A 21402-nucleotide genomic window follows, 5' to 3' on the forward strand; every position below is an offset into this window, starting at 1 on the left:
CAAGTAAAATGTCTTTTGTGTATTGAGAAAGAAGAATTGCATAATTATATGTGAACAATTTAACTCCCAACAATTCATGATAATCATGAATTGTTGGGAGTTAAATATGGTTATAAAATGGAGAAAAGACTTGGAAGTGAGATCGAGGTACACAGAAGTATGTAATCATGAAAAAGACCTGCTAATATAAGCAGGTCAACTTAAGGGGTTTATCCAACAGATTATTATATATGGTAACAACTGAATTGTAGTAAGTCTATACATTTAATATTGAGAAAAATTTTGTGAATGATATATTTTTTGCGCATATATTAACGTCTAAAAAGTTGAGAAAGAAAATTAAAAAGCTTTTTATAAGAGAATAATGGCTGATACTTATAGTATGATTCATATTTCCACGCATCATTATTAGAGAATTGGAGTTTTTGTGTTTTCGTTTTCGCCGTGATGGAACTCATATTACGATGCTTCATATAGTAACCTCCTGAATTTATATGTATACGATTAGTAGTATTCAAGAAAGGGAAATAAAATGAACGTTTAAATTGAAACTCTTTCTTCTTGTGTACTGGATTTATATTATAAATGTTGTAAAACATATAAAATAATGATGCTAGTTAGTATTAAATAGGTGGAGAAACATAGAATAATGAAAAAACAATAAGCATCTAATCATCCCTTTCAAGTCGCATAAGTGATTGATATAATAGAAGTAGATGAAAGATAAAGAAAAGCAGGTGACTCTTTTTTGTTTACTAAAGCACAAGAACTTTTAGCGTCCTACTTTGGTTATTCTTCGTTTCGAAGAGGACAAGATGAAACAATTAAAAACGTATTAGATGGGAAAGATACGGTTTGTATTATGCCAACGGGTGGCGGTAAGTCGATTTGTTATCAAATTCCGGCATTAGTATTTGAAGGAACGACGTTGGTTATATCACCTTTAATATCACTTATGAAGGATCAAGTAGATACATTGGTACAGAATGGCATTTCAGCTACATATATTAATAGTTCTATTTCTATTGCTGAAGCAAATCAGCGAATTCAATTAGCGAAACAAGGACATTACAAATTACTTTATGTCGCGCCTGAGCGTCTTGATTCGATGGAGTTTGTTGACCAACTTATCGATATGAAAATCCCTATGATTGCGATTGATGAAGCACACTGTATTTCACAGTGGGGACATGATTTCCGTCCAAGTTATTTACATATACATCGCATATTAGATTATCTTCCAGAAAAGCCGCTTGTATTAGCATTAACAGCAACAGCAACACCGCAAGTACGTGATGATATTTGTAATACACTTGAAATTAATCAAGAAAATACAATTATGACAACGTTTGAGCGTGAGAACTTATCGTTTTCTGTTATTAAAGGGCAAGATCGAAATGCATATTTGGCGGATTATATTCGTCAAAATCAAAAGGAATCTGGGATTATATATGCAGCTACTAGAAAAGTAGTCGATCAGTTATATGAAGATTTAATGAAGGCAGGAGTTTCTGTATCAAAATATCACGCTGGTATGAGTGATATTGATCGAAATGAGCAACAAGAACTCTTTTTACGAGATGAAGTAAGTGTAATGGTAGCAACATCTGCATTCGGGATGGGTATTGATAAATCGAATATTCGTTACGTAATTCATTATCAGCTTCCAAAAAATATGGAAAGTTACTATCAAGAAGCAGGACGTGCTGGTCGTGACGGATTAGATAGTACATGTATATTGTTATATTCTTCTCAAGATGTACAAGTACAGCGTTTTTTAATTGATCAATCAACTGGAGAATCACGTTTTTCAAATGAACTTGAAAAATTGCAAAATATGACCGATTACTGTCATACAGAACAATGTTTACAATCATTCATTTTGCAATACTTTGGAGAAGAACCGAAAGAAGATTGTGGACGCTGTGGTAATTGTACAGACAATCGCGAGAGCATCGATGTGACAAGAGAATCACAAATGGTTTTATCATGCATGATTAGAACGAACCAACGCTTTGGAAAGCAAATGATAGCGCAAGTATTAACTGGGTCGAAGAATAAGAAAGTTATTGAATTTAATTTTCATACTTTACCAACGTATGGGCTTTTATCGAACCGTAGTGTAAAAGAGGTCAGTGAGTTTATTGAGTTTTTAATTTCAGACGAGTTAATTGCAGTTGAACATGGCACTTATCCGACGTTAAAAGTAACTGAAAAAGGGAAAGAAGTATTACTTGGTAAAGAGAATGTTTTACGAAAAGAACGAGTAGAGACAAGACAAATTGTTCAAGACCATCCTTTATTTGAAGTGCTTCGTGAAGTACGTAAAGAAATTGCACAAGGAGAAGGTGTACCTCCGTTCGTTATTTTCTCTGACCAAACATTAAAAGATATGTGTGTGAAAATGCCGCAAAATGATTCTGAATTGTTGACGGTAAAAGGTATCGGAGAACACAAACTTGTGAAATATGGCTCGCACTTCTTACAAGCAGTTCAGCATTTTATTGAGGAAAATCCAAATTATGCTGAAACGATTAAGACAGAAGTAGTTTCAGAGCGTAAAAAGTCAGGAAAAGCATCCGCAAATTCTCATTTAGAAACATATGAAATGTATAAACAAGGTATTGATTTGAATGAGATTGCAAAAGAACGTAACTTATCAAGACAAACAATTGAAAACCATTTAATTCGCTGCTATGAGGATGGAATGGAAGTAGATTGGCAAAGCTTTGTTCCAGCAGAGTATGAGTCTCTTATTGAAACTGCCGTTCAAAATGCAGATGGTGGTCTGAAATCTATTAAAGAACAGCTTCCGAATGAAGTGAGTTACTTTATGATTCGTGCTTATTTACAAATAAGAAAGTAGAGGCATATAAAGGGGATAAGAATTTATGTATCATGTTTTCGTTTATGGCACGTTAAGAAGAGGACAAACGAATGCTCATTATATGCTAGGTGCAACATGCATCGCAGACAGAGCTTGGACATATGGCAAATTATTTGATACGAACGAAGGATATCCGGCCATGACTTATTCGATTGAAGAACAGGTGTATGGAGAAGTTTATGTAGTAAATGATGAGATATTGTGTAAGTTAGATGAACTAGAAGAATATAGAGGCAATGAGGAGACTGATTTATATGATCGAATCACGCAAACAGTATATGTTGCTGATGGGGAAATTGAGGCATATGTGTATATCGCTCAGGATAAAAAGATGTTAAAGAAAGTGATAGACTCTGGTGACTGGCTTATGTATCAAAAAATATAATAAGGTAGTTTTAAAAATTGGAAAGCAGATAATGACGAATTCATTATCTGCTTTTTATTGTGTGAATAATTGTCGTTCTCTTTTTATTCTTATAGTTCTTAGTACGGTTCCAATTCCGAGAAATAAAACAGTAGCAGCGACCCCGCTAGTAGGATTTAACCAAAAATCACTACTGTTTGTAAGAGTAATAATCCCTGTTATTGTAACTAAAACAGTAGGAACAGCATCCTCGATCGCATGCATGATAACACATGGCCAGACGGATTTTGTAAGTCTATATATTTCAACATACATAATTGACCAACAAACCATAAGGATACAGCCAGATAGAAGCATATTTAATCTTGAGATAGATTCAAAATATTCATTTGAAGAGCCTCCTTTACTTTTATTTATCCTACTATTTATGGGCAGTAAAACGCCCATTGATTAAAGTCTTTAATTTTTACAATGTTTTTTAATAGATAAATTAAATAGGAGACAAATAGAAAGAAGTATCTTTTACATGCATCACTATACTATATGTGTATGTGTGTGATTTAGATGTTGCATATTCTTTTTAAATTAGAAAGATGAAAAGTAAGTTTTTTCGGAAAATTTAAATGGAAACTATTGACTTTATGATTGGATTTTTAATACAATGATACTTCGACTGAAAAATTAGAACGGACAGGAGGGAATCGTCGAAATGAGCAACATATTTGAAGATGAGTTACAAAAAATGAAGGATACTTTACATACGATGGATGAGCAATTGGATAGGCTTGAAAAAATCCCGGTTTATTATGGAGAAGATTTTAAAGAGCAAATTCTTGAAAGTATGAGGGAGTCTAATAGACAAAACTTACGTATTGGTGTGCAAGAGCCGTACTTTGGAAGGTTAGATTTTCAGGAAGATGGAAAAGAAGAAGTTATGCCGATTTATATCGGAAAAGTAGGGGTTTCGGATATGGACACGATGAAGCCAATCATTATTGATTGGCGAGCGCCTGTCGCAAGTATGTTTTATTCATTTACCGGTGGAGAAGAATTAGCATTTTATCAATCACCAGATGGGTTAGTAGAAGGTGATGTGTATTTAAAACGAAACATTTCCATTCGAAAAAGAGAACTTGAACGTGTTGTTGATACATATGTAAAAGGAAATGAAGATGTATCACATGCCGATGATTTTCTTCTATATCGATTAGGTGAGAATAAAGATAATAAGCTAAAGGATATTGTTTCAACGATTCAATCGGAACAAAATGATATTATTCGAGCGGAAAGAAATTTACCATTACTTATTCAAGGGGTTGCAGGGAGTGGAAAGACAACAATTGCTTTACATCGCCTTGCTTTTTTAATTTATGAATATCGTGAACAACTAGAAGCAGAAAGAATGATCGTATTTGCACCGAATAGTCTGTTTTTAGACTATATTTCGAGTGTACTTCCTGAATTAGGTGTAGGGAATATTAGTCAAACAACGTTTCCAGATTGGGCATTACGTACGTTAGATGATTCAGTGAAACTAAAGCAGACAGAAAAAAAATTGAAAGAAGCATTTTCAATTAATCGTGATGAAAAGAAGGTAATGCTAGGTAAATTAAAGGGTACGTTGGAATTTAAGACGTTTATTGAAGAGAGAATGATCCAATTTGAAAATGAGTTAGTTCCGACAAAAGATTTTGAGGCGTGGGATAGAGCGATTATTCCATTAGAAGATGTTAAAAAATGGATGCAAGTTGAATATAAACATTATCCTTTACAGAAAAGAAGAGAACGATTAGTAGGACGAATGAAGCGCTGGATTGAAATTGAACTTAAAAAATTCGGGGAAACAAACGAGAAAAAATTACTAAAAAAAGAAGCGACTAAGAGACTGAACGCATATATGAAGTTTTGGCCGAAAATGAGTGCTCTTTCACTGTATAGTTCAATAGTAAAAAGTAAAGAAATACTTGAGGTATTACCTGAAGAACTTGTTAAAGAAACAGAAAAGAGTTGTCGTAAAAAAGAAGTGTGTGTAGAAGATTTACCAGCTTTAATATACATACATCATCGTATAACAGGGATCGAAATCGGGCAGAAGTTTCATCACGTTGTTATTGATGAAGCGCAAGATTTTTCGCCTTTCCAAGTTTATGTATTAAAAGAAATTACATTAGGTAATTCTTTCACTATATTAGGTGATTTATCGCAAGCGATTTATGATTACCAAGGAATTGAAGATTGGAATGCTTTTAAGGAAGTATTCCAAGAAACCGGTTATTATGAATTGACAAGAAGTTATCGTTCTACAAAAGAAATTATTGAATTTGCAAATGAAATAATTAAAAATGCAGAAATCCCAGTAGGACTCGCAACACCAGTCTTCCGCAGTGGAGAAGATGTGAAAGTAATTCATGCAGAAAATCAATTTACTGAAATTGTGAAGACGGTAAAACATTTGCAAAATGCAGATGTGAAAACAATTGCGGTAATCGGAAGAACAGAAGATGAATGCCGTGATATATATGTGAAATTAACAAATGCAGGATTAACGGTAAACGTAATTGAAGCAAACCAAAGTAAATATGAAGGTGGTATATCAGTAGTACCTGTCTATTTAGCGAAAGGTTTAGAATTTGATGCGGTGCTTTTAATTGATGTGGATGAAGAACATTACAAAAACACAAAACATGATGCAAAGTTACTATATGTCGGATGTACGAGATCACTTCATGACTTATGGATTTTCCATGGTGGGGAAGCGTCACCTTTAATTAAAGGATTAAAATAAAGTAAAACTATAATCAGTGGGGAGTTTTACTGCAAGCTAATGTGGGATACATATAAAAAGAGGATTTTCTAGTACTGTATGAAGATCCTCTTTTTTATATTGAAATAGTAGACGAATTAATGACTTGAGCTGTTGTTTAAATGATATACGATGCTTTTTTCTAATTCCTTAGTTTGTTCTTTTTCCCATATACGAACAGCATCTACTGGAATTTGTGTATGTTTTAACCAATCTAGAATAAGGTGTAGTTGTTCTTGTATTTGCCCAATGTTTTGCTCCTTTATGTTCTTATTCTGAATTCTATCAATTAATTGCAGCATATAGGGAAGTTTTTCTATACATTCGCCTAAATCCCCGCAATAACCTGACGGTAATTCATGTGTACCAAAATCTAAAGTATTGATGTAATTAGAAACTAGGTATATCATGGCTTCTTGTTCGGTATCACCACCTAATTCAATCGCTTTTCGAAGGGATTTTTCTAAATCGTCTTCTTTATTGCTAGAGTCCATATAAATTCCTATCCATCTAAAAGGTCTTGAATCAAATGGGGTGTTTTCTGTCCATCTATATAGAATGTCAATTAGAAAACTATTTAGTGAGAAAGTTAACACCTCATCTTTTTCGTTTGATGCATCTAAAATAGTAAACAGTGAAATGGCAAACTCCTCTTGATCTTTTGATTCCCATTTCTTTGCATTTGTAATAAATGTCTTTAAATGTTTATAAGCTAATTTTCGAAGTCCCGCTTCGCGATGCTGACAGTAACAAATAAAATCATGCCAATGCTCAGTTGTATTCATATGTATAATAATAGTTTGTAATGCAGTGAGAGGTTTATCCATTATAAGTCCCCAATCTATTAAGCACGTGTTGAAAATTTAGTGTTATTATATCATTACATAAATTAAAGTGGGAAGAATTTAAGGTGGATTTTATTGGTCACGGGATCCAATCGATTGGTAATGTAGCGGTTCTAACAGGACTCATTATTGACTTTGAAGATGAAACGTAAAAAAGTTATTATGTTTATCTGAATATTGAAGGAATACAAGAATTTTATTTATTTAATTTTTAGAAAAAATAGACTACAACATTAATAAATGGTATAATTTCCTTGTTATTGGAATTAAAAAGAAAATATTTGAAAAAAAAGGATAGGGTTGGTTTTAATGGGGGATTCTGATCACAAAGAAACAAAGGCAATATTAAAGTTATGGTTTATTTATATACCACTTGCATTTGGAGAGTTTGTCTTTTCGAATATCATAGATTATTTAAAAAAATAAAGATTTTGCATTTGAAAAACAATTAACCTAATTTAATTGTTTTTTTATTTTTCTCTAATAAACCAAACAAAAATAAAAATTTTGAACAAGATGAAGTTTATGAAGGAAATAACGTTGATTAGGTGCTGAAAACGGTGTGAAATCAACAGTGCCTAAAGAATAAAACAGGAATCATTCAACCATGATAATTTTCCGTTTTATTAGCTTCCTATAGTGAGATGTTATGTTCACATCATATGTATACGATAGTTTTCACTTAATATAGCATTACTGGAACTTCAAAATTAGTAGTTAAGGTTGTTACCTTATAGTGTTATATATAACTTAGCTAAAAAAGCACAAATCATATAATTTGCGCTTTTCATTATCTGTTTTTGGTAAAAAATTATAGTTTTTGTCACACTAATACTGTACGATACATAGTATAAAACACATACTGTATGACATATAGTAATGGAAATGAGGTGAGTGAATGGATACTTTATTAAACTCGTTAATTACTGAGTTAAGAAGAGGGACATTAACGTTAGCTGTTTTAAGTCAATTAAGAACGCCGCAGTACGGATATTCACTTGTCCAGTTATTGGAGCAATCAGGGATTACAATTGATCAAAGTACTTTATATCCGCTACTTCGCCGATTAGAAAAACAGGAATTAGTGACGAGTAGTTGGGATAAAACGGAGAGTAGACCTCGTAAGTATTATGTTTTAAGTGATTATGGATTAGAAATATTTTTGCAGTTGAAAAAAGAATGGATAAAAGATTCGAAAGAACTTTATAACTTATTAAAGGAGGAGGAAGGGAATGAATTTAATTGATCTCTATATCCAAGAGGTTGCGAAGAGATTACCTGAAAAAAATCGTGAAGATATTACACTTGAACTAAGGTCAACTATAGAGGATATGTTACCTGAAGATTATAGTGAGGAAGATGTAAAGAGCGTTCTCAAAAAATTGGGGAGTCCGGTTTCATTGGCTAATGGTTATTTGGATAGACCGATGCATTTAATTGGACCACGTTATTTTGATGTATATACAACGTTGTTAAAAATGATTATACCAATCGCAGCTGTCATTGCACTCATATCAATGGTTGCAGAAAATTTTATAGGCTATAGTGGTGATCAAGCGGTATTAAATGTTATTTTGCAATTGATAGGTAAAGGCATTGGGGAAATTTTTGAAGTGGGCCTCCATGTATTTTTCTGGTTGACACTTGTGTTTGTTATTTTAGAAAGAACAGATAAAGACAAAGGTATCGAGCCGTTGACGACAAGTTTAAAAAAATGGACACCAGATGATTTGAAAAACATCTCGTATATCCCAAAGAAAAAAGCAATCTCGAAGTTTGAAGTTTTTGCAGGTTTAATGTGGACAGCAGTTTGGGCTACACTTTACTTTTATGCGAATCATCTTGTTGGCGTATATAACGGTACGGCAAATGGACTGAAGTTTGTTTCGCCAACTTTTAATCAAGATGTTTTATTGCAGTACTGGCCAATCGTTATAATTATGATCGTTTTTGAAATATGTATATCCCTTTATAAATTGGTGCAGGGACAATGGACTCAAAGATTGGCGATTGGGAATGCTATTCTTCAAATAGCTGGGACGATAGTATTCATTGTAATTGTAGTAAATCCACATGTATTTAACGCAGGGTTTATTACGTATTTGGCAAATGCATTTACTATTTCCCCAGAGGGATTTAAAACGTGGCTCATTGGGGGAGGAATTTTCTTCTACACATTATCTGCTGCAATAAATATATTTGATGGTTTCCGAAAAGCTAGTATTCGTATGTAGATAAAAATCGGAAATTTCGATAAAATAAAACTATTAAAAAGATAGTGAAATAAGATGAACATGATGAAAGGAAGAAAACAATGATAAGGGAAGCAACGAAAAGAGATTTAGCATACATTTTAGATATTTATAACGATGCGATACTTTATACAACAGCTGTATATGCGTATAAACCTGTAACCCTTGAAAATAGAATAGATTGGTATGAACAAAAAAAGGCTGAAGGGTATCCAATTTTCGTATGTGAATTAGATAATAAAGTAGTAGGATTTGCGACATTCGGCCCATTTAGAGCGTGGCCTGCTTATAAATATTCAGTTGAACATTCTGTGTATGTAGATAAGGCATATAGAAAAAATGGCATTGGGTCTTCATTAATGAAAGAATTAATCAAAATTGCAAAGGAAAGAGAGTATATGACCTTAATTGCTGGAATTGATGCAGAGAATGAGAAAAGTATTGCCTTGCATCAAAAATATGGATTTGTTCATGCAGGAACAATAAAACAAGCTGGTTATAAGTTTAATAAATGGCTAGATTTAGCTTTTTATCAGCTGGAACTTAACGGTCCTGAAAATCCTATAGAAGAATAAATATTTTTCGGTAGCAAGAAAAAATTCATGCTACCTTTTTCTTATTTAAATAGCTGATATGAGCTGCCGAAAAGTTTTTTTATATTCGATATTGAATTTATTGGTATAATAGGAATGTTTAACGAATTTCCGCTTCTTTATGTGATGGGGGGAAAAGATTTACCGAATCGACGTGAAAATAAAGAGGTAGATGAAGCTTTTGCAGCAGTTTTAAAGTACATATACAAAGAATATAGTGAAAGCATGCTAGGAGTGAGCGATTGAAAAGAAACTTAAAGACTTCAACAATCATTATTTTAATTTTAACGATTATTGTTCTTGAAGTTGGAATCGCACTATATGATCACAATTTGTCATTAGATACAATTTACTTTGCAGCGATCCTTATTTGTATTGTATTGCTTTTTGGCACACGTGTTTCTGAAGAGAAAGAAAGTACATCGAAACGAGGACGAAGAAAAATAGCTGTTATATTTTGGCCATCTATTTTATTGTCTATCGCTTGTTTTGCAGTTATAAGTTACATAAGGGTAGGCTATGTCTCTGTACCAGGGATAATTGGCTTTTCATGCTTTGTTACATATGGTGGATTCGTTTTGATTAGTATTTTAAAGGGGAAAAACAAAATGTAGCTTACTAAGTTGAAAGGAAGCAATGTATATGAAACATATAGAGAACGGTACACGTATTGAAGGAGAATACATTAAAAATAAAGTTATTCAATATAATATGTCCATCTTAACAGATGAAGTAAAACAGCCGATGGAAGAAGTAAGCCTCGTAGTAAAAAATGAAGAAGGAAAAATATTTGGTGGTGTAACAGGTACGATGTATTTTTATCATCTTCATATCGACTTTTTATGGGTTGATAAATCAGTTCGTCATGACGGTTATGGTAGCCAACTTTTACATAAAATTGAAGAAATTGCGAAGGAAAAAGAGTGCAGATTAATATTGCTAGATTCATTTAGTTTTCAAGCGCCAGAATTTTATAAAAAGCACGGTTACAGGGAGTATGGTGTCGTTGAAGATCATCCGAAAGGTCATAGTCAGCACTTTTTTGAAAAGAGATTATAATAGTATTATGTATACTGGTTGATGGGAGAAAGCATATGTACACGTATAAATTGCAACAAGAACAACCAATCTGTGCAGAAAAAATAAAGAAGCTTTATGATTCTGTCGGTTGGTGGCCAGAAAGAAAAGAAGTCGATATTGAAAAAATGTTAAAGAATAGTATAGGCATTGGAGTATGGGAAGAAAATGAATTAGTTGGATTTGCTAGAGTCGTTTCTGATGGTGCTTTTCGAGCATACATTGAAGATGTTGTCGTACATGAGAGTGTAAGAAATAAAGGTATTGGAGAGAAAATGCTTACAATATTACTTCGAGAAATATCTCATATTGATATTGTTAGTCTATTTTGCGGTGAGAAGCTAATAAAGTTTTACGGTGAGCAGCAATTTCAAGCAACGAAGCAAATTGTGATGCATCGTAATCAAACAGGGAAAGAATAAGAGGTGCCAATTAAAATGAATGCAACAAGAGCGTACTGTTTATCGAAAAGAAAAGCGACAGAAGATTCTCCAGATGGCTGGAGTGCAACATGTATGAGGCTTAATAATAAAATATTTGCGATAGTAAATCATGAAGAAGGCGAAAAAGCTGCGATTACATTGAAGTGTGATCCAGAAGTCGCATTAAGAATAAGAGAAGATTATCCAGAAACAATTATTCCAGGGTATCATATGAATAAAAAACATTGGAATACCGTTTATATTCATAAGGGTATAGAGCAGGAGCAAATTAATAAAATGATTGATTGGTCGTATGATCTAGTACTACAATCATTTTCAAAGAAAAAGCAGCAGGAGTTAATGGATTAATATGTATTAGGAGTGTGTGTAATGAAAGATTCGATTAAAGATACGTATGATAAATTAGCGAGTACATATAAAGAAAATCTAGATTTTGCAAATCCATATAACAGTTATTATGAAAGACCGGCGATGATGGAGCTTATTCCAAGGGAACTAGAAGGAAAAAAGATATTAAATGCTGGATGTGCAGCTGGATGGTATACTTCTCAATTCATAGGAAGAGGAGCAAATGTTACAGCAATTGATGTAAGTCCTGAAATGGTAAAAGCAGCAAAAGAAAATATAGGAGAAGAAGCAACGTTCCTTTGTCATGATCTGCAAGAAACATTGCCATTTGAAGATAATACGTATGATGTGATTGTAAGTTCGTTAACTCTTCATTACTTAGAAAATTGGAATCAAGTATTTCAAGAATTTCGTCGTGTATTGAAGCCAGGTGGGGAACTTATTTATTCTATTCATCATCCTTTTATGGATTTCACAAAGTTTCCATGTGAAAATTATTTTGAAAAACAGTTATTAATAGATACTTGGGTTAAACCGAATATTACTATTGAAGTCAAGTTTTTTAGAAGATCATTACAAGACATACTAAATGAAACTACAAATTATTTTGTATTAGAAGAGATAGTAGAACCGAAGGCAATTGAAAAAATGAAAGAAGTAGACGAGAAATCATATTATTATCTAAATACGAATCCACATTTTCTTATCATTAAAGCAACTAATAAATAGCTAGTAAAATAACTTTGTTTTACTAGCTATTTACAGTTTTACATTACATATTAGGGGACTTTAAAATGAATACGAAACGAAATAGAGTAGTATATGCACTATTTACTATAGTTATTATTATTTTAGGTCTTAGCTCAAGAAAGTTTGCTTTTGCACTACCACATCTATTAAATGATTATTTAGGTGATGCTTTATGGGCATTAATGATTTTTACTGGCTTTGGATTTTTGTTTCCTAAAACAGAGACGAAGAAGTTGGCTTTTATTAGTTTAATGTTTTGCTATGGGATTGAAGTGAGCCAATTGTATCATGCGAAGTGGATAGATAGCATTCGTGCAACGACTTTAGGCGGACTCGTATTGGGATACGGTTTTTTGTGGAGTGATTTAGTGGCTTATACAATTGGTGTTGGAGTGGGAATACTTTGTGAGTTTATGTTACGGAGGAAATAATCGATTTTAAAAAGGAGCCCTTTATGAAAAAAATAATATTAATTGGTTCTGGCGGTTCAGGAAAATCCACATTAGCAAGGCAGTTAGAAAATAAATTAAATATTAAGGTGCATCATCTTGATGCATTATTTTGGAAACCGAATTGGGAAGGTGTTCCGAGAGAAGAACAAATAGCAGTTCAAAATAACTTAATTAAAGATGAGAAGTGGATTATTGATGGGAATTATGGCGGGACGATGGGTATCAGACTGAATGCAGCTGATACAATTATCTTCCTTGATATGCATAGAACAATTTGTATTTATCGTGCTTTTAAAAGAATTGTAAAATACCGGAATAAAACAAGACCAGATATGGGCGCGGGATGTGAAGAAAGATTTGATTTGCAATTCTTTAAATGGATATGGGAATATCCTAATACTAAACGACCTACAATTTTAAAAGGGTTAGAGCAATTGTCCGAAGAGAAAAAGGTTATTGTTTTAAAATCTCCAAATGAGGTTCGGAAATTTTTAGAGCACATATAATAATAGAATGTGACACAACAATTCTTTTTGGATCTTACCGATTAGTTTAATTAAACTAATCGTTTTTTATTATGAAAAATTTAACGCTTTTTGAAAATTGTATTTTGTAATGAGTATATGACTATAAGTTCATATAAAATGAACGTTTGGAGGAATAGAAAATGACTAATGATTTAATTCAAACAATCGATTCATTAATGGTAAATATTCCAGTTGGAGAGGTAGTATTAAGAGATGATCGAATAAAAAAAGAATGGATAGTGCAAATTCAACCATTTTTTCTTGCAAAGTATGCTGTAACAATGGAACTATATGATGCTATTACAAATAGTACATTAAATAATTTTGATAAAAATCATAAACCAGTTGTCAATATTTCATGGAACGATGCCATTGCGTTTTGTAATGTACTTTCAAAAAAAGCGGGATTAAAAGAATATTATTCTATTAGTGATGGTGGTCAAATTGTGAAATGTAATTTAGATTCGAATGGCTACCGATTACCATCTGAGGCAGAGTGGCAATATGCATGTAAAGCAAGTACAACTGGATATACATACGGGAAACTCCATGATATAGCGTGGTATAATGAAAATTCAAATGGAGAGATTCATGAAGTTGGCCAAAAAGAACCGAATGCATGGGGGCTTTATGATATGCTAGGGAACGTTTGGGAATGGTGTTATGATTTGTATGATGAAACAGTGTACGGATCATACCGCATTTTTCGTGGTGGTAGTTGGGCTGAAACAGCGAGAGGATGCGGCGCTACTTGTCGTCGTCGAAGCCATCCTACATTTCATATAGATGATCTCGGTTTTAGACTTGCTAGGTCAATTTAGTAGGAACATGTTACGAACAGCTAGGAAAAGAGTATGGAGAGAATCCGTACTCTTGCCAACATAGAAACGATTTAACGTAAGGAGTGTTTATTATGGCGCGTGTTTTATTTATTAACGCTGGATCAGAAGGACATATAAATCCAACTTTACAAGTTGTAGAAGAATTGATTTCTCGTGGTGAAGAGGTCGTTTATTTTTCAATAGAAGCTTTCAGGGAGCGGATTGAGAAGACAGGTGCTACTGTACGAACGATTGATGATCAAAAATTTATAAAAGCGTTTCTATCTGGAGGCAGAAATTATTTACAGGAGAGAATAAATGGCCTTCTACATACAGCGGATATTGTCATACCTAGCGTTCTAGAACAAATTGAAGGTGAACATTTTGATTACATAATTCATGATTCTATGTTTGGCTGTGGCCATTTAATTGCTCAAATCCTTAAACTTCCAGCCATAAATTCATGCACATCTTTTGCGCAGGATGAAAAATCCTTTGAGCAAATGTTAGGTCATCTATCAAAAAATATCTCAGTAGAAATTTATGATAAAATACAGAATGATTTTCAAAACTTAACGAAGGGAATTGCTGAAAAATATGGTGTTGAAATAAAATCATCGTATGAAGTTTTCTGTAATCCTGCACCCCTTACTATTGTATATACAATTAAGGAGTTCCAGCCTTTTGGTGATACGTTTGATGAAACATATAAATTTGTAGGACCATCTATCTCTGCACAAATGAAAAACAGAGACGTTGATTTTACTTCAATTGAAGAAAAAAGTCCGATTTATATTTCATTAGGTACTGTTTTTAATGAAGCGATTGACTTTTATAAACTGTGTATGAAGGCCTTTGAGAATAGTGAGCATACAATTGTTATGTCTATTGGTAGTAAAACAAAAATAAGTGATCTAGGCGAAATTCCTAAAAACTTCATTGTGAAAAACTATGTACCCCAAACTGAGCTGCTTACATATACGAAACTATTTATTACACACGGCGGGATGAACAGTGCGCATGAAGGACTGTATAACGGGATTCCGCTCGTTGTAATACCGCAAAGTGCAGATCATCCAGTAGTCGCAAAGCAAGTGGAGAGTCTTGGAGCAGGAATAAAATTACAAATGCAAGGATTAACTGCGGATCAACTAAGTGAAAGTGTAGAAATGGTATTAAATAATCCGTCATTTAAAGAAGTCGCTTTGAATTTGAAGAAATCTTTCCAAAAATCAGGTGGATATAAGGAAGCTGTTGATGAAATTTTTATATTTGTAGGTCAGTGAAAAAATGAAATTATACATTAGAAAAGCATCTAAATAGGATGCTTTTTATTTAACTTTATAATTCTTATTTTTAATATTTAGTATGGTTAAAACTAAGGCACTGAGAGATATAAGTATAAGAATAAAAGTTAACTAGTTAAATGTATTGTCAATTATGAAGTAAAGATGATAGATAAATATATTCAAATTTTATTTTAAAATGTTAGGACTTAGTTTTACATGTTAGTAATAATTTCACTGTTTCTGCACAACTTCTGCACATACTCAGGTAATTTCTATGTCATGATATATTCGTAAAGTGAAATATTTCACAAGAAAAATATAATTTCACTGCGGTGTATGCATAATTAACACATACATCGGTACAAGTTTGTCTCTTGTTATTCTTTTACATCAAAGCCCACATTCCACTACAAAGTATAACAAGAAGGAGACATGAACATGAATAATCGATTTTTAAAACAACTACAAAATATGAAAATGAACAAAAAAAGTTTAGGAGCTGTAGCATTAACAGCTGGAATTATTAGTACGACACTTATTCCTCAAAATGCTTATGCGCACGGTTTTGTTGAAAAGCCTGGTAGCCGATCTGCTTTATGTAGTCCAACTTATGGTGCGCTAAATGTAAACTGTGGAAGTGTTATGTATGAACCACAAAGTTTAGAAGCTCCAAAAGGGTTCCCACAAGGTGGTCCAGTAGATGGACAAATTGCTTCAGCAGGCGGAAAATTTGGTGGTATTTTAGATCAACAAACAGCAAATCGTTGGTTTAAAAATACAATCACTGGTGGGGAAAATACATTTACTTGGAAGTATACTGCGCCTCACTTAACGAGTAAGTGGCATTACTATATTACTAAAAAAGGATGGAATCCAAATAAAGCGCTAACAAGAGCAGATTTTGAACCAATTGGAACAGTACAACATGATGGTTCTGCAGCTTCAAATAATTTAACTCATAAAATCAATGTACCTACTGATCGTAGTGGATATCATGTGATTTTAGCAGTATGGGATGTAGCTGATACAGCAAATGCATTCTATAATGTAATTGATGTTAATCTTATTAATGATGTGAAACCAGACATAGAAGCGCCAAGTATTCCAAATGGACTTCAGACGCAAAAAGTAACAGCGAATAGTGTAGAACTAACATGGAACGCTTCTACGGATAATGTAGGGGTAAAAGGATATCAAATCTTCCGTAACGGAGAGATGATTGATACAGTACTAGGCACTCATTTTATTGATAAGAAATTACAACCAAGTACAGAATACTCTTATACTGTAAAAGCAATTGACGCAGCTGGAAATGTATCGAAAGAAAGTGCAGCGCTTACAGTAAAAACGACAGTTGAGACTCCTGATACAGAAGCACCAACACAACCAAAAGGATTACATAGTATGGGAACGACAGCGTCAAGTGTGGATTTAATGTGGAGTCCATCTGACGATAATATTGGTGTAGACCATTATGATATTTATAGAGAAACAGAAGGGGCAATGAAAAAGATTGCAACATCCAATACAACTTCTTATTTGGATAAAAATCTGCTCGCTAATACTACTTATAAATATGTAGTGAAAGCTGTTGATGTAGCTGGAAATGAATCCGTACAGAGTGATATATTCACAATTACTACAAAAACTGAAAACGCTTCATATGAAGCGTGGGATGCAAAAAAAGCATATAAAAAGGGAGATAGAGTTCTGCACGAAGGAAAAGTATATGAAGCAGTCCAGAGTTATCAAGGAAATGGTGATCCAAACTGGATTTATGCATTATCATTATGGAAAACAGTGTAAGCTTTACTTAGGTATGAACTAAGAGATGATGGGCTTTGATGCAAAAGGGAATCTTGAGAATTCACTTTTCTATTAATAAAAAAAGGTAGTGTATGAATACATAAGATTCATACACTACCTTTTTATTATGATAATACTTTCGTCATAAGTATGTGCGGAATGCCATCTTCCATAAATATATCAGAAGAAGTTTGATAACCTAGTTTTGTATAAAATCCTTCAGCTTGTGTTTGACCGTGTAGTTTCACTTTTGTAACTTGTTTGTTACGAGCAAGTTCTTCTAACGTTTGAATGATGACTTTACCTAATCCGTATGTACGATAATCTTTTAAAATACAAATACGTTCTAATTTTCCGACACCATCAACAAATCGTATACGCCCTGTGCCTACAGGAAGCTCATGATAATAAACTAAAATATGTTTACATTGCTCTCCGATTTCATCGAATGTATCAAATTCATCTGCAAGAGGGACACCTTGTTCTTTTACAAATACTTCTTTTCGAATATGAAAGGCAGTTTCTAAATCAGCAAGTTCTGTTATAAGTTTGGATTGCAAAATGTTCAGTCCTTTCTAGTGTAATCAGTTTACGTTTTCCTAGTATATCATAATAAAGCACTATTAAGAGAAGAAGAACATACTAAAAAGCCAACTTTAAAAAGTTAGCTTTTATTACAATTTCTTTATCCCATTTTTAGTACCAATAATTGCTGTACTCGTCATACTTATAAACAACCCTGTTTCAACTACACCAGTAATCATTTTTAATTGAGTGTGTAAATGGGCAGGATTAGAAATATGATTAGGGAATATACAATCGATAATCATGTTATTGTTATCGGTTATATAGGTTTCATTGTTTTTCAAACGTAATGTTGTTTGACATCCTAAAGACTGAATTTTATTTTCGGTTTGTTTCCATGAAAAAGGGATGATTTCAATAGGTAATGGAAAAGTACCTAAATGTGTTACAAGTTTCGATTCATCAGCAATGATAATTAGTTTTTTAGAGGAAGAGGCAACGATTTTTTCACGAAGTAATGCACCGCCACCGCCTTTTATAAGTTGTAAATTTGAATCAATTTCATCCGCTCCATCAATTGTAAGATCAAGACTTTGTACGTCGTTTAACGAAATTAGGGGGATATTTAGTTGCTGTGCTAATGCTTCAGTTTCCTTTGATGTTGGTACAGCTTGAAATGATAATCCTTCTTTTACACGCTCACCTAATTTTTGTATTGTCCAATATACAGTAGAACCTGTACCAAGCCCAATTTTCATGCCATCGTTTACAAAGTTAGCAGCATATTCGCCAGCGAGCTGTTTTAAATTCATCGCTTTACTCCGCCGGACGTGGCCCAGCATCAAGACCTGAATTTTCAACTGTAAGTACCGGACGAACGACTATATCTTTATGTACACGCATTTGACAAGATAATCGTAAATGATCTTCAATTCCTTTTTCCGTCATTGCATGTTTCTCATTCGCACTCGCTTCACAGAAATCACCTGCTAGTATTTCTACTCTACAAGTTGTGCAACGTGCATTCCCGCCGCAACGATGAATAATGTTGACACCGCTATCTTCAATTGCTAATACTAACTTTGTTCCTTCTTTCACATCAAAAGTTCCCGCACCTTCAATTGTTAATTTTGGCAAATTTGTTCCTCCTCACGTAAAATTGTACATAACATATTTATGACCGCGAATTATTGAACATAAACATTATTTTTTTATATCCCCGTAACTTTTTTTAATGTTGAATCGTTTATTAAGTAAGCGCTGAAAAGGAGTGGTTATTTTGTGCACAAAAGTAACTCATGTTTTAAAGAACCATATCGATATGAATCATTCAAATATAAACTTTTTAATTGAACAATATGGAGAGTTGAAAAGATACTGTACTTTTTTAACGAAAAACAAATGGGATGGGGAAGATCTCGCCCAAGAAACAGTGTGTAAAGTGCTTCAAAAATATAGAAATAAAGATATTTGTATGACACTCGTCTATAAAATAGCAAGAAATCGTTGGTTAGATCAGATAAAGTCTAAGTCTGTTCATGAAAAAATAAGAGAACAAATCACTTTTGAAGAACCACATGAGAACATTGCAGATTTGCATGAAATGGTAGGGAAAGTATTGTCTTCATTAAATGTACAGCAATCCGCAATTTTATTATTAAAAGATGTTTTTCAATATAGTATCGCTGATATTGCTAAAGTGTGTTTTGTATCAGAAGGTGCAGTAAAGGCTTCTTTATTTCGAAGTAGAAATAGGCTGAAAACTGTAAGTGAAGAAGGGATTGAGATAGTCGAATTCACAGAGGATATTGAAGTTGTTGTAACATCTATTCGTGAGGAAAGACCAGAATTGTTAACGAAACTTCTTCCGACAATAGATTTTACTAAGTTACCATCTAAACAGCCAGTGTTATTATTTAATGTGAAAAACCCTTCTTCCTACAGTTGTATGCTTTGCGCAGCATAACAAGTATTGGAGGAATTTAAAATGCATACAATTCCATATGTAGTAGAACAAACAAAATTAGGAGAACGTTCCTATGATATATATTCAAGGTTATTAAAAGACCGCATTATTATTATCGGCTCAGAAATTAACGATCAAGTAGCGAGTAGTGTCGTAGCGCAATTATTATTTTTAGAAGCAGAAGATGCAGAAAAAGATATATATTTATACATCAATAGCCCAGGAGGTTCAACGACAGCAGGTTTTGCAATATTAGATACGATGAATTTAATTAAACCAGATGTGCAAACGCTATGCATGGGCTTTGCGGCATCATTCGGTGCATTGTTATTATTATCAGGAGCAAAAGGAAAACGGTTTGCGCTCCCTAACAGTGAAATTATGATTCATCAGCCGCTTGGTGGTGCACAAGGGCAAGCAACAGAAATTGAAATAACTGCGAAAAGAATATTAAAGTTAAAGCATGATATTAATAAAATGATTGCAGAAAAAACAGGCCAACCGATTGAAAGAGTAGCACATGATACAGAAAGAGATTATTTTATGACTGCAGAAGAAGCGAAGGCATATGGGATTGTAGATGACGTTGTTACGAAAAAATAAGATGAAAAAGGCTAGAGGATATATTAATTCTCTAGCCTTTTTATTAATCCTTTACCCATTCATCAACTAATGCTTGATTTTTTTTAATCCATTTTCGCGCAGCCTCTTCAGGATCTTTTGTTTTATTTAACATGACCATTAACGTACCGAGCTGTTCATCGTTCATTTTCCATTTATCAAAGTATTTTATAACATCTGGGTGATCTTTTTCGAAACCTTTACGAACGGAGTAATAAATGTCATCTTTTTCACCATATACTTTCTTAGGGTCTTTTAAATATTTTAAGTCAAATTCTGAAAAACCCCAATGCGGATTCCAAAGCGTAACAGCGATTGGTTTCTTTTTTGTATATGCTTTCTTTAGTTCACTCATCATCGCAGCTTCAGAAGATTGGACAAGTTTTAGTTTTATATCATATTCTTTCATTGCTTTATTCGTTAAATTCATAAGACTACTACCGGGTTCGATACCGACAATTTTATTATCTAGTTCATCTTTATGAGCATTTAAATCTTCGATACTGTTTATGTTTTTCATATAAGAAGGGACGACTAAACCTAGTCCAGTACCTTCGTACCATTTTGATTTTAAGACAATATCATCTTTATAACGATCGTTTAGCGGTTTATCTGTAACTGGTAGCCATACTTCTAAATTCGCATCAACATCGCCACGAGCGACACCAGTCCAAATTGCGGCTTTTTCTAAATACATGAGCTCAACTTTGTAGCCTTTTTCTTCTAATAAAACTTTCCACATGTTTGCAGTTGCAATATTTTCTTTCCAACTTGTTACACCAAGTTTAATTTTTCCTTTCGAATTTGCATTTGTTGCATTACATGAAGTGAAAATCATAGTAATAAATAATGCAAGGCATATAAACCAAATTTTCTTTCGCATCGAAAACCTCCTAAGTAACGTTTGCCTTATAAAATAAATGTATAAGTAAGCATTCTTATTATGAACGGAAACGAGAATTTTAAAGAAATCTTATGAATGTCATTTTTATGTAATATTTCTTTGTAAAATCGCAACACTATGTGAATAGAT

At 33.2% G+C, this 21402-nt stretch carries 24 protein-coding genes and 1 pseudogene; 18 read left to right on the plus strand and 7 right to left on the minus strand.

What is annotated here, in order from left to right; all coding sequences use genetic code 11:
- Window positions 1-311: 311 nt before the first annotated feature.
- The gene (locus HMAS_RS27635) at window positions 312-473 is read right to left on the minus strand and encodes a hypothetical protein (RefSeq protein WP_000682743.1); all 162 of its coding nucleotides are present in this window, start codon (window positions 471-473) and stop codon (window positions 312-314) included.
- 275 nt (window positions 474-748) lie between these two features.
- Here HMAS_RS27635 and recQ point away from each other — a divergent pair, with 275 nt between their 5' ends.
- The gene (gene recQ, locus HMAS_RS10375; protein ID WP_074619084.1) at window positions 749-2866 is read left to right on the plus strand and encodes a DNA helicase RecQ; all 2118 of its coding nucleotides are present in this window, start codon (window positions 749-751) and stop codon (window positions 2864-2866) included.
- Between the two features lie 25 nt (window positions 2867-2891).
- Complete coding sequence (locus HMAS_RS10380) at window positions 2892-3272, plus strand: gamma-glutamylcyclotransferase family protein (protein ID WP_116344787.1); 381 nt, start codon at window positions 2892-2894, stop codon at window positions 3270-3272.
- 54 nt (window positions 3273-3326) lie between these two features.
- Here HMAS_RS10380 and HMAS_RS10385 read toward each other — a convergent pair.
- Window positions 3327-3641, minus strand: a pseudogene (locus HMAS_RS10385) (CPBP family intramembrane glutamate endopeptidase); the annotation flags it as partial.
- 319 nt (window positions 3642-3960) lie between these two features.
- Here HMAS_RS10385 and HMAS_RS10390 point away from each other — a divergent pair.
- The gene (locus tag HMAS_RS10390) at window positions 3961-6036 is read left to right on the plus strand and encodes a HelD family protein (RefSeq protein ID WP_048535473.1); all 2076 of its coding nucleotides are present in this window, start codon (window positions 3961-3963) and stop codon (window positions 6034-6036) included.
- Window positions 6037-6152: 116 nt separating this feature from the next.
- Here the strand turns inward: HMAS_RS10390 and HMAS_RS10395 are convergent, their stop codons facing one another.
- Window positions 6153-6881 (minus strand): hypothetical protein, encoded by a 729-nt coding sequence (locus HMAS_RS10395; protein WP_116344788.1) that lies wholly within the window; start codon window positions 6879-6881, stop codon window positions 6153-6155.
- A 916-nt stretch (window positions 6882-7797) separates the two neighbouring features.
- Here HMAS_RS10395 and HMAS_RS10400 point away from each other — a divergent pair.
- The 13 genes from HMAS_RS10400 to HMAS_RS10460 all read left to right on the plus strand — a co-directional run bounded on the left by HMAS_RS10400 (window position 7798) and on the right by HMAS_RS10460 (window position 17257).
- A complete protein-coding gene (locus HMAS_RS10400; RefSeq protein WP_116344789.1) occupies window positions 7798-8145 on the plus strand; it encodes a PadR family transcriptional regulator in 348 nt (115 codons plus the stop codon).
- Window positions 8132-9133 (plus strand): HAAS signaling domain-containing protein, encoded by a 1002-nt coding sequence (locus tag HMAS_RS10405; RefSeq protein ID WP_049108054.1) that lies wholly within the window; start codon window positions 8132-8134, stop codon window positions 9131-9133. Before HMAS_RS10400 ends, HMAS_RS10405 begins: the two co-directional genes overlap by 14 nt.
- Before the next feature lie 80 nt (window positions 9134-9213).
- Entirely contained in the window at window positions 9214-9726 is a 513-nt protein-coding gene (locus HMAS_RS10410) for a GNAT family N-acetyltransferase (protein ID WP_006918666.1), read from the plus strand.
- 260 nt (window positions 9727-9986) lie between these two features.
- Window positions 9987-10358, plus strand: coding sequence for a hypothetical protein (locus tag HMAS_RS10415; protein ID WP_025709477.1), 372 nt, complete (start codon window positions 9987-9989; stop codon window positions 10356-10358).
- Window positions 10359-10386: 28 nt separating this feature from the next.
- Window positions 10387-10803 carry a GNAT family N-acetyltransferase gene (locus HMAS_RS10420; protein WP_000680416.1) on the plus strand — a complete coding sequence of 139 codons (417 nt, stop codon included), beginning with the start codon at window positions 10387-10389 and terminating at the stop codon, window positions 10801-10803.
- 35 nt (window positions 10804-10838) lie between these two features.
- On the plus strand, window positions 10839-11243 hold the full coding sequence (locus HMAS_RS10425) for a GNAT family N-acetyltransferase (RefSeq protein WP_025709475.1): 405 nt from the start codon (window positions 10839-10841) through the stop codon (window positions 11241-11243).
- Window positions 11244-11258: 15 nt separating this feature from the next.
- Entirely contained in the window at window positions 11259-11612 is a 354-nt protein-coding gene (locus tag HMAS_RS10430; RefSeq protein WP_000994622.1) for an MmcQ/YjbR family DNA-binding protein, read from the plus strand.
- Window positions 11613-11633: 21 nt separating this feature from the next.
- On the plus strand, window positions 11634-12341 hold the full coding sequence (locus tag HMAS_RS10435; protein WP_116344790.1) for a class I SAM-dependent methyltransferase: 708 nt from the start codon (window positions 11634-11636) through the stop codon (window positions 12339-12341).
- Window positions 12342-12406: 65 nt separating this feature from the next.
- The gene (locus HMAS_RS10440; protein ID WP_061113045.1) at window positions 12407-12793 is read left to right on the plus strand and encodes a DUF2809 domain-containing protein; all 387 of its coding nucleotides are present in this window, start codon (window positions 12407-12409) and stop codon (window positions 12791-12793) included.
- 23 nt (window positions 12794-12816) lie between these two features.
- Window positions 12817-13320 (plus strand): DNA topology modulation protein, encoded by a 504-nt coding sequence (locus HMAS_RS10445; RefSeq protein WP_116344791.1) that lies wholly within the window; start codon window positions 12817-12819, stop codon window positions 13318-13320.
- A gap of 161 nt (window positions 13321-13481) precedes the next feature.
- Complete coding sequence (locus tag HMAS_RS10450; RefSeq protein ID WP_025709470.1) at window positions 13482-14162, plus strand: formylglycine-generating enzyme family protein; 681 nt, start codon at window positions 13482-13484, stop codon at window positions 14160-14162.
- A 92-nt stretch (window positions 14163-14254) separates the two neighbouring features.
- Window positions 14255-15448, plus strand: a complete 1194-nt coding sequence (locus HMAS_RS10455; RefSeq protein WP_116344792.1) for a macrolide family glycosyltransferase — start codon at window positions 14255-14257, stop codon at window positions 15446-15448.
- A 441-nt stretch (window positions 15449-15889) separates the two neighbouring features.
- On the plus strand, window positions 15890-17257 hold the full coding sequence (locus tag HMAS_RS10460) for a lytic polysaccharide monooxygenase (protein WP_001065145.1): 1368 nt from the start codon (window positions 15890-15892) through the stop codon (window positions 17255-17257).
- Window positions 17258-17382: 125 nt separating this feature from the next.
- Here the strand turns inward: HMAS_RS10460 and HMAS_RS10465 are convergent, their stop codons facing one another.
- The 3 genes from HMAS_RS10465 to HMAS_RS10475 form a co-directional block, all read right to left on the minus strand.
- Window positions 17383-17817, minus strand: coding sequence for a GNAT family N-acetyltransferase (locus HMAS_RS10465; RefSeq protein WP_001190865.1), 435 nt, complete (start codon window positions 17815-17817; stop codon window positions 17383-17385).
- Between the two features lie 114 nt (window positions 17818-17931).
- Window positions 17932-18594 carry a ribose 5-phosphate isomerase A gene (gene rpiA, locus HMAS_RS10470; RefSeq protein ID WP_044306431.1) on the minus strand — a complete coding sequence of 221 codons (663 nt, stop codon included), beginning with the start codon at window positions 18592-18594 and terminating at the stop codon, window positions 17932-17934.
- Window positions 18595-18598: 4 nt separating this feature from the next.
- Window positions 18599-18919 (minus strand): 2Fe-2S iron-sulfur cluster-binding protein, encoded by a 321-nt coding sequence (locus HMAS_RS10475; protein WP_116344793.1) that lies wholly within the window; start codon window positions 18917-18919, stop codon window positions 18599-18601.
- 142 nt (window positions 18920-19061) lie between these two features.
- Between HMAS_RS10475 and HMAS_RS10480 the strand changes: the two genes are divergently transcribed.
- Entirely contained in the window at window positions 19062-19748 is a 687-nt protein-coding gene (locus tag HMAS_RS10480) for an RNA polymerase subunit sigma-70 (protein ID WP_016122653.1), read from the plus strand.
- Window positions 19749-19769: 21 nt separating this feature from the next.
- Window positions 19770-20351 (plus strand): ATP-dependent Clp endopeptidase proteolytic subunit ClpP, encoded by a 582-nt coding sequence (clpP, locus tag HMAS_RS10485; RefSeq protein ID WP_025709468.1) that lies wholly within the window; start codon window positions 19770-19772, stop codon window positions 20349-20351.
- Between the two features lie 43 nt (window positions 20352-20394).
- On the opposite strand, the gene HMAS_RS10490 is transcribed toward clpP, so the two are convergent.
- A complete protein-coding gene (locus HMAS_RS10490) occupies window positions 20395-21252 on the minus strand; it encodes a glycine betaine ABC transporter substrate-binding protein (RefSeq protein ID WP_001227615.1) in 858 nt (285 codons plus the stop codon).
- Window positions 21253-21402 lie beyond the last annotated feature (150 nt).

The organism is Bacillus sp. HMA207, from assembly GCF_003402455.1.
Taxonomy (GTDB): Bacteria; Bacillota; Bacilli; order Bacillales; family Bacillaceae_G; genus Bacillus_A; species Bacillus_A cereus.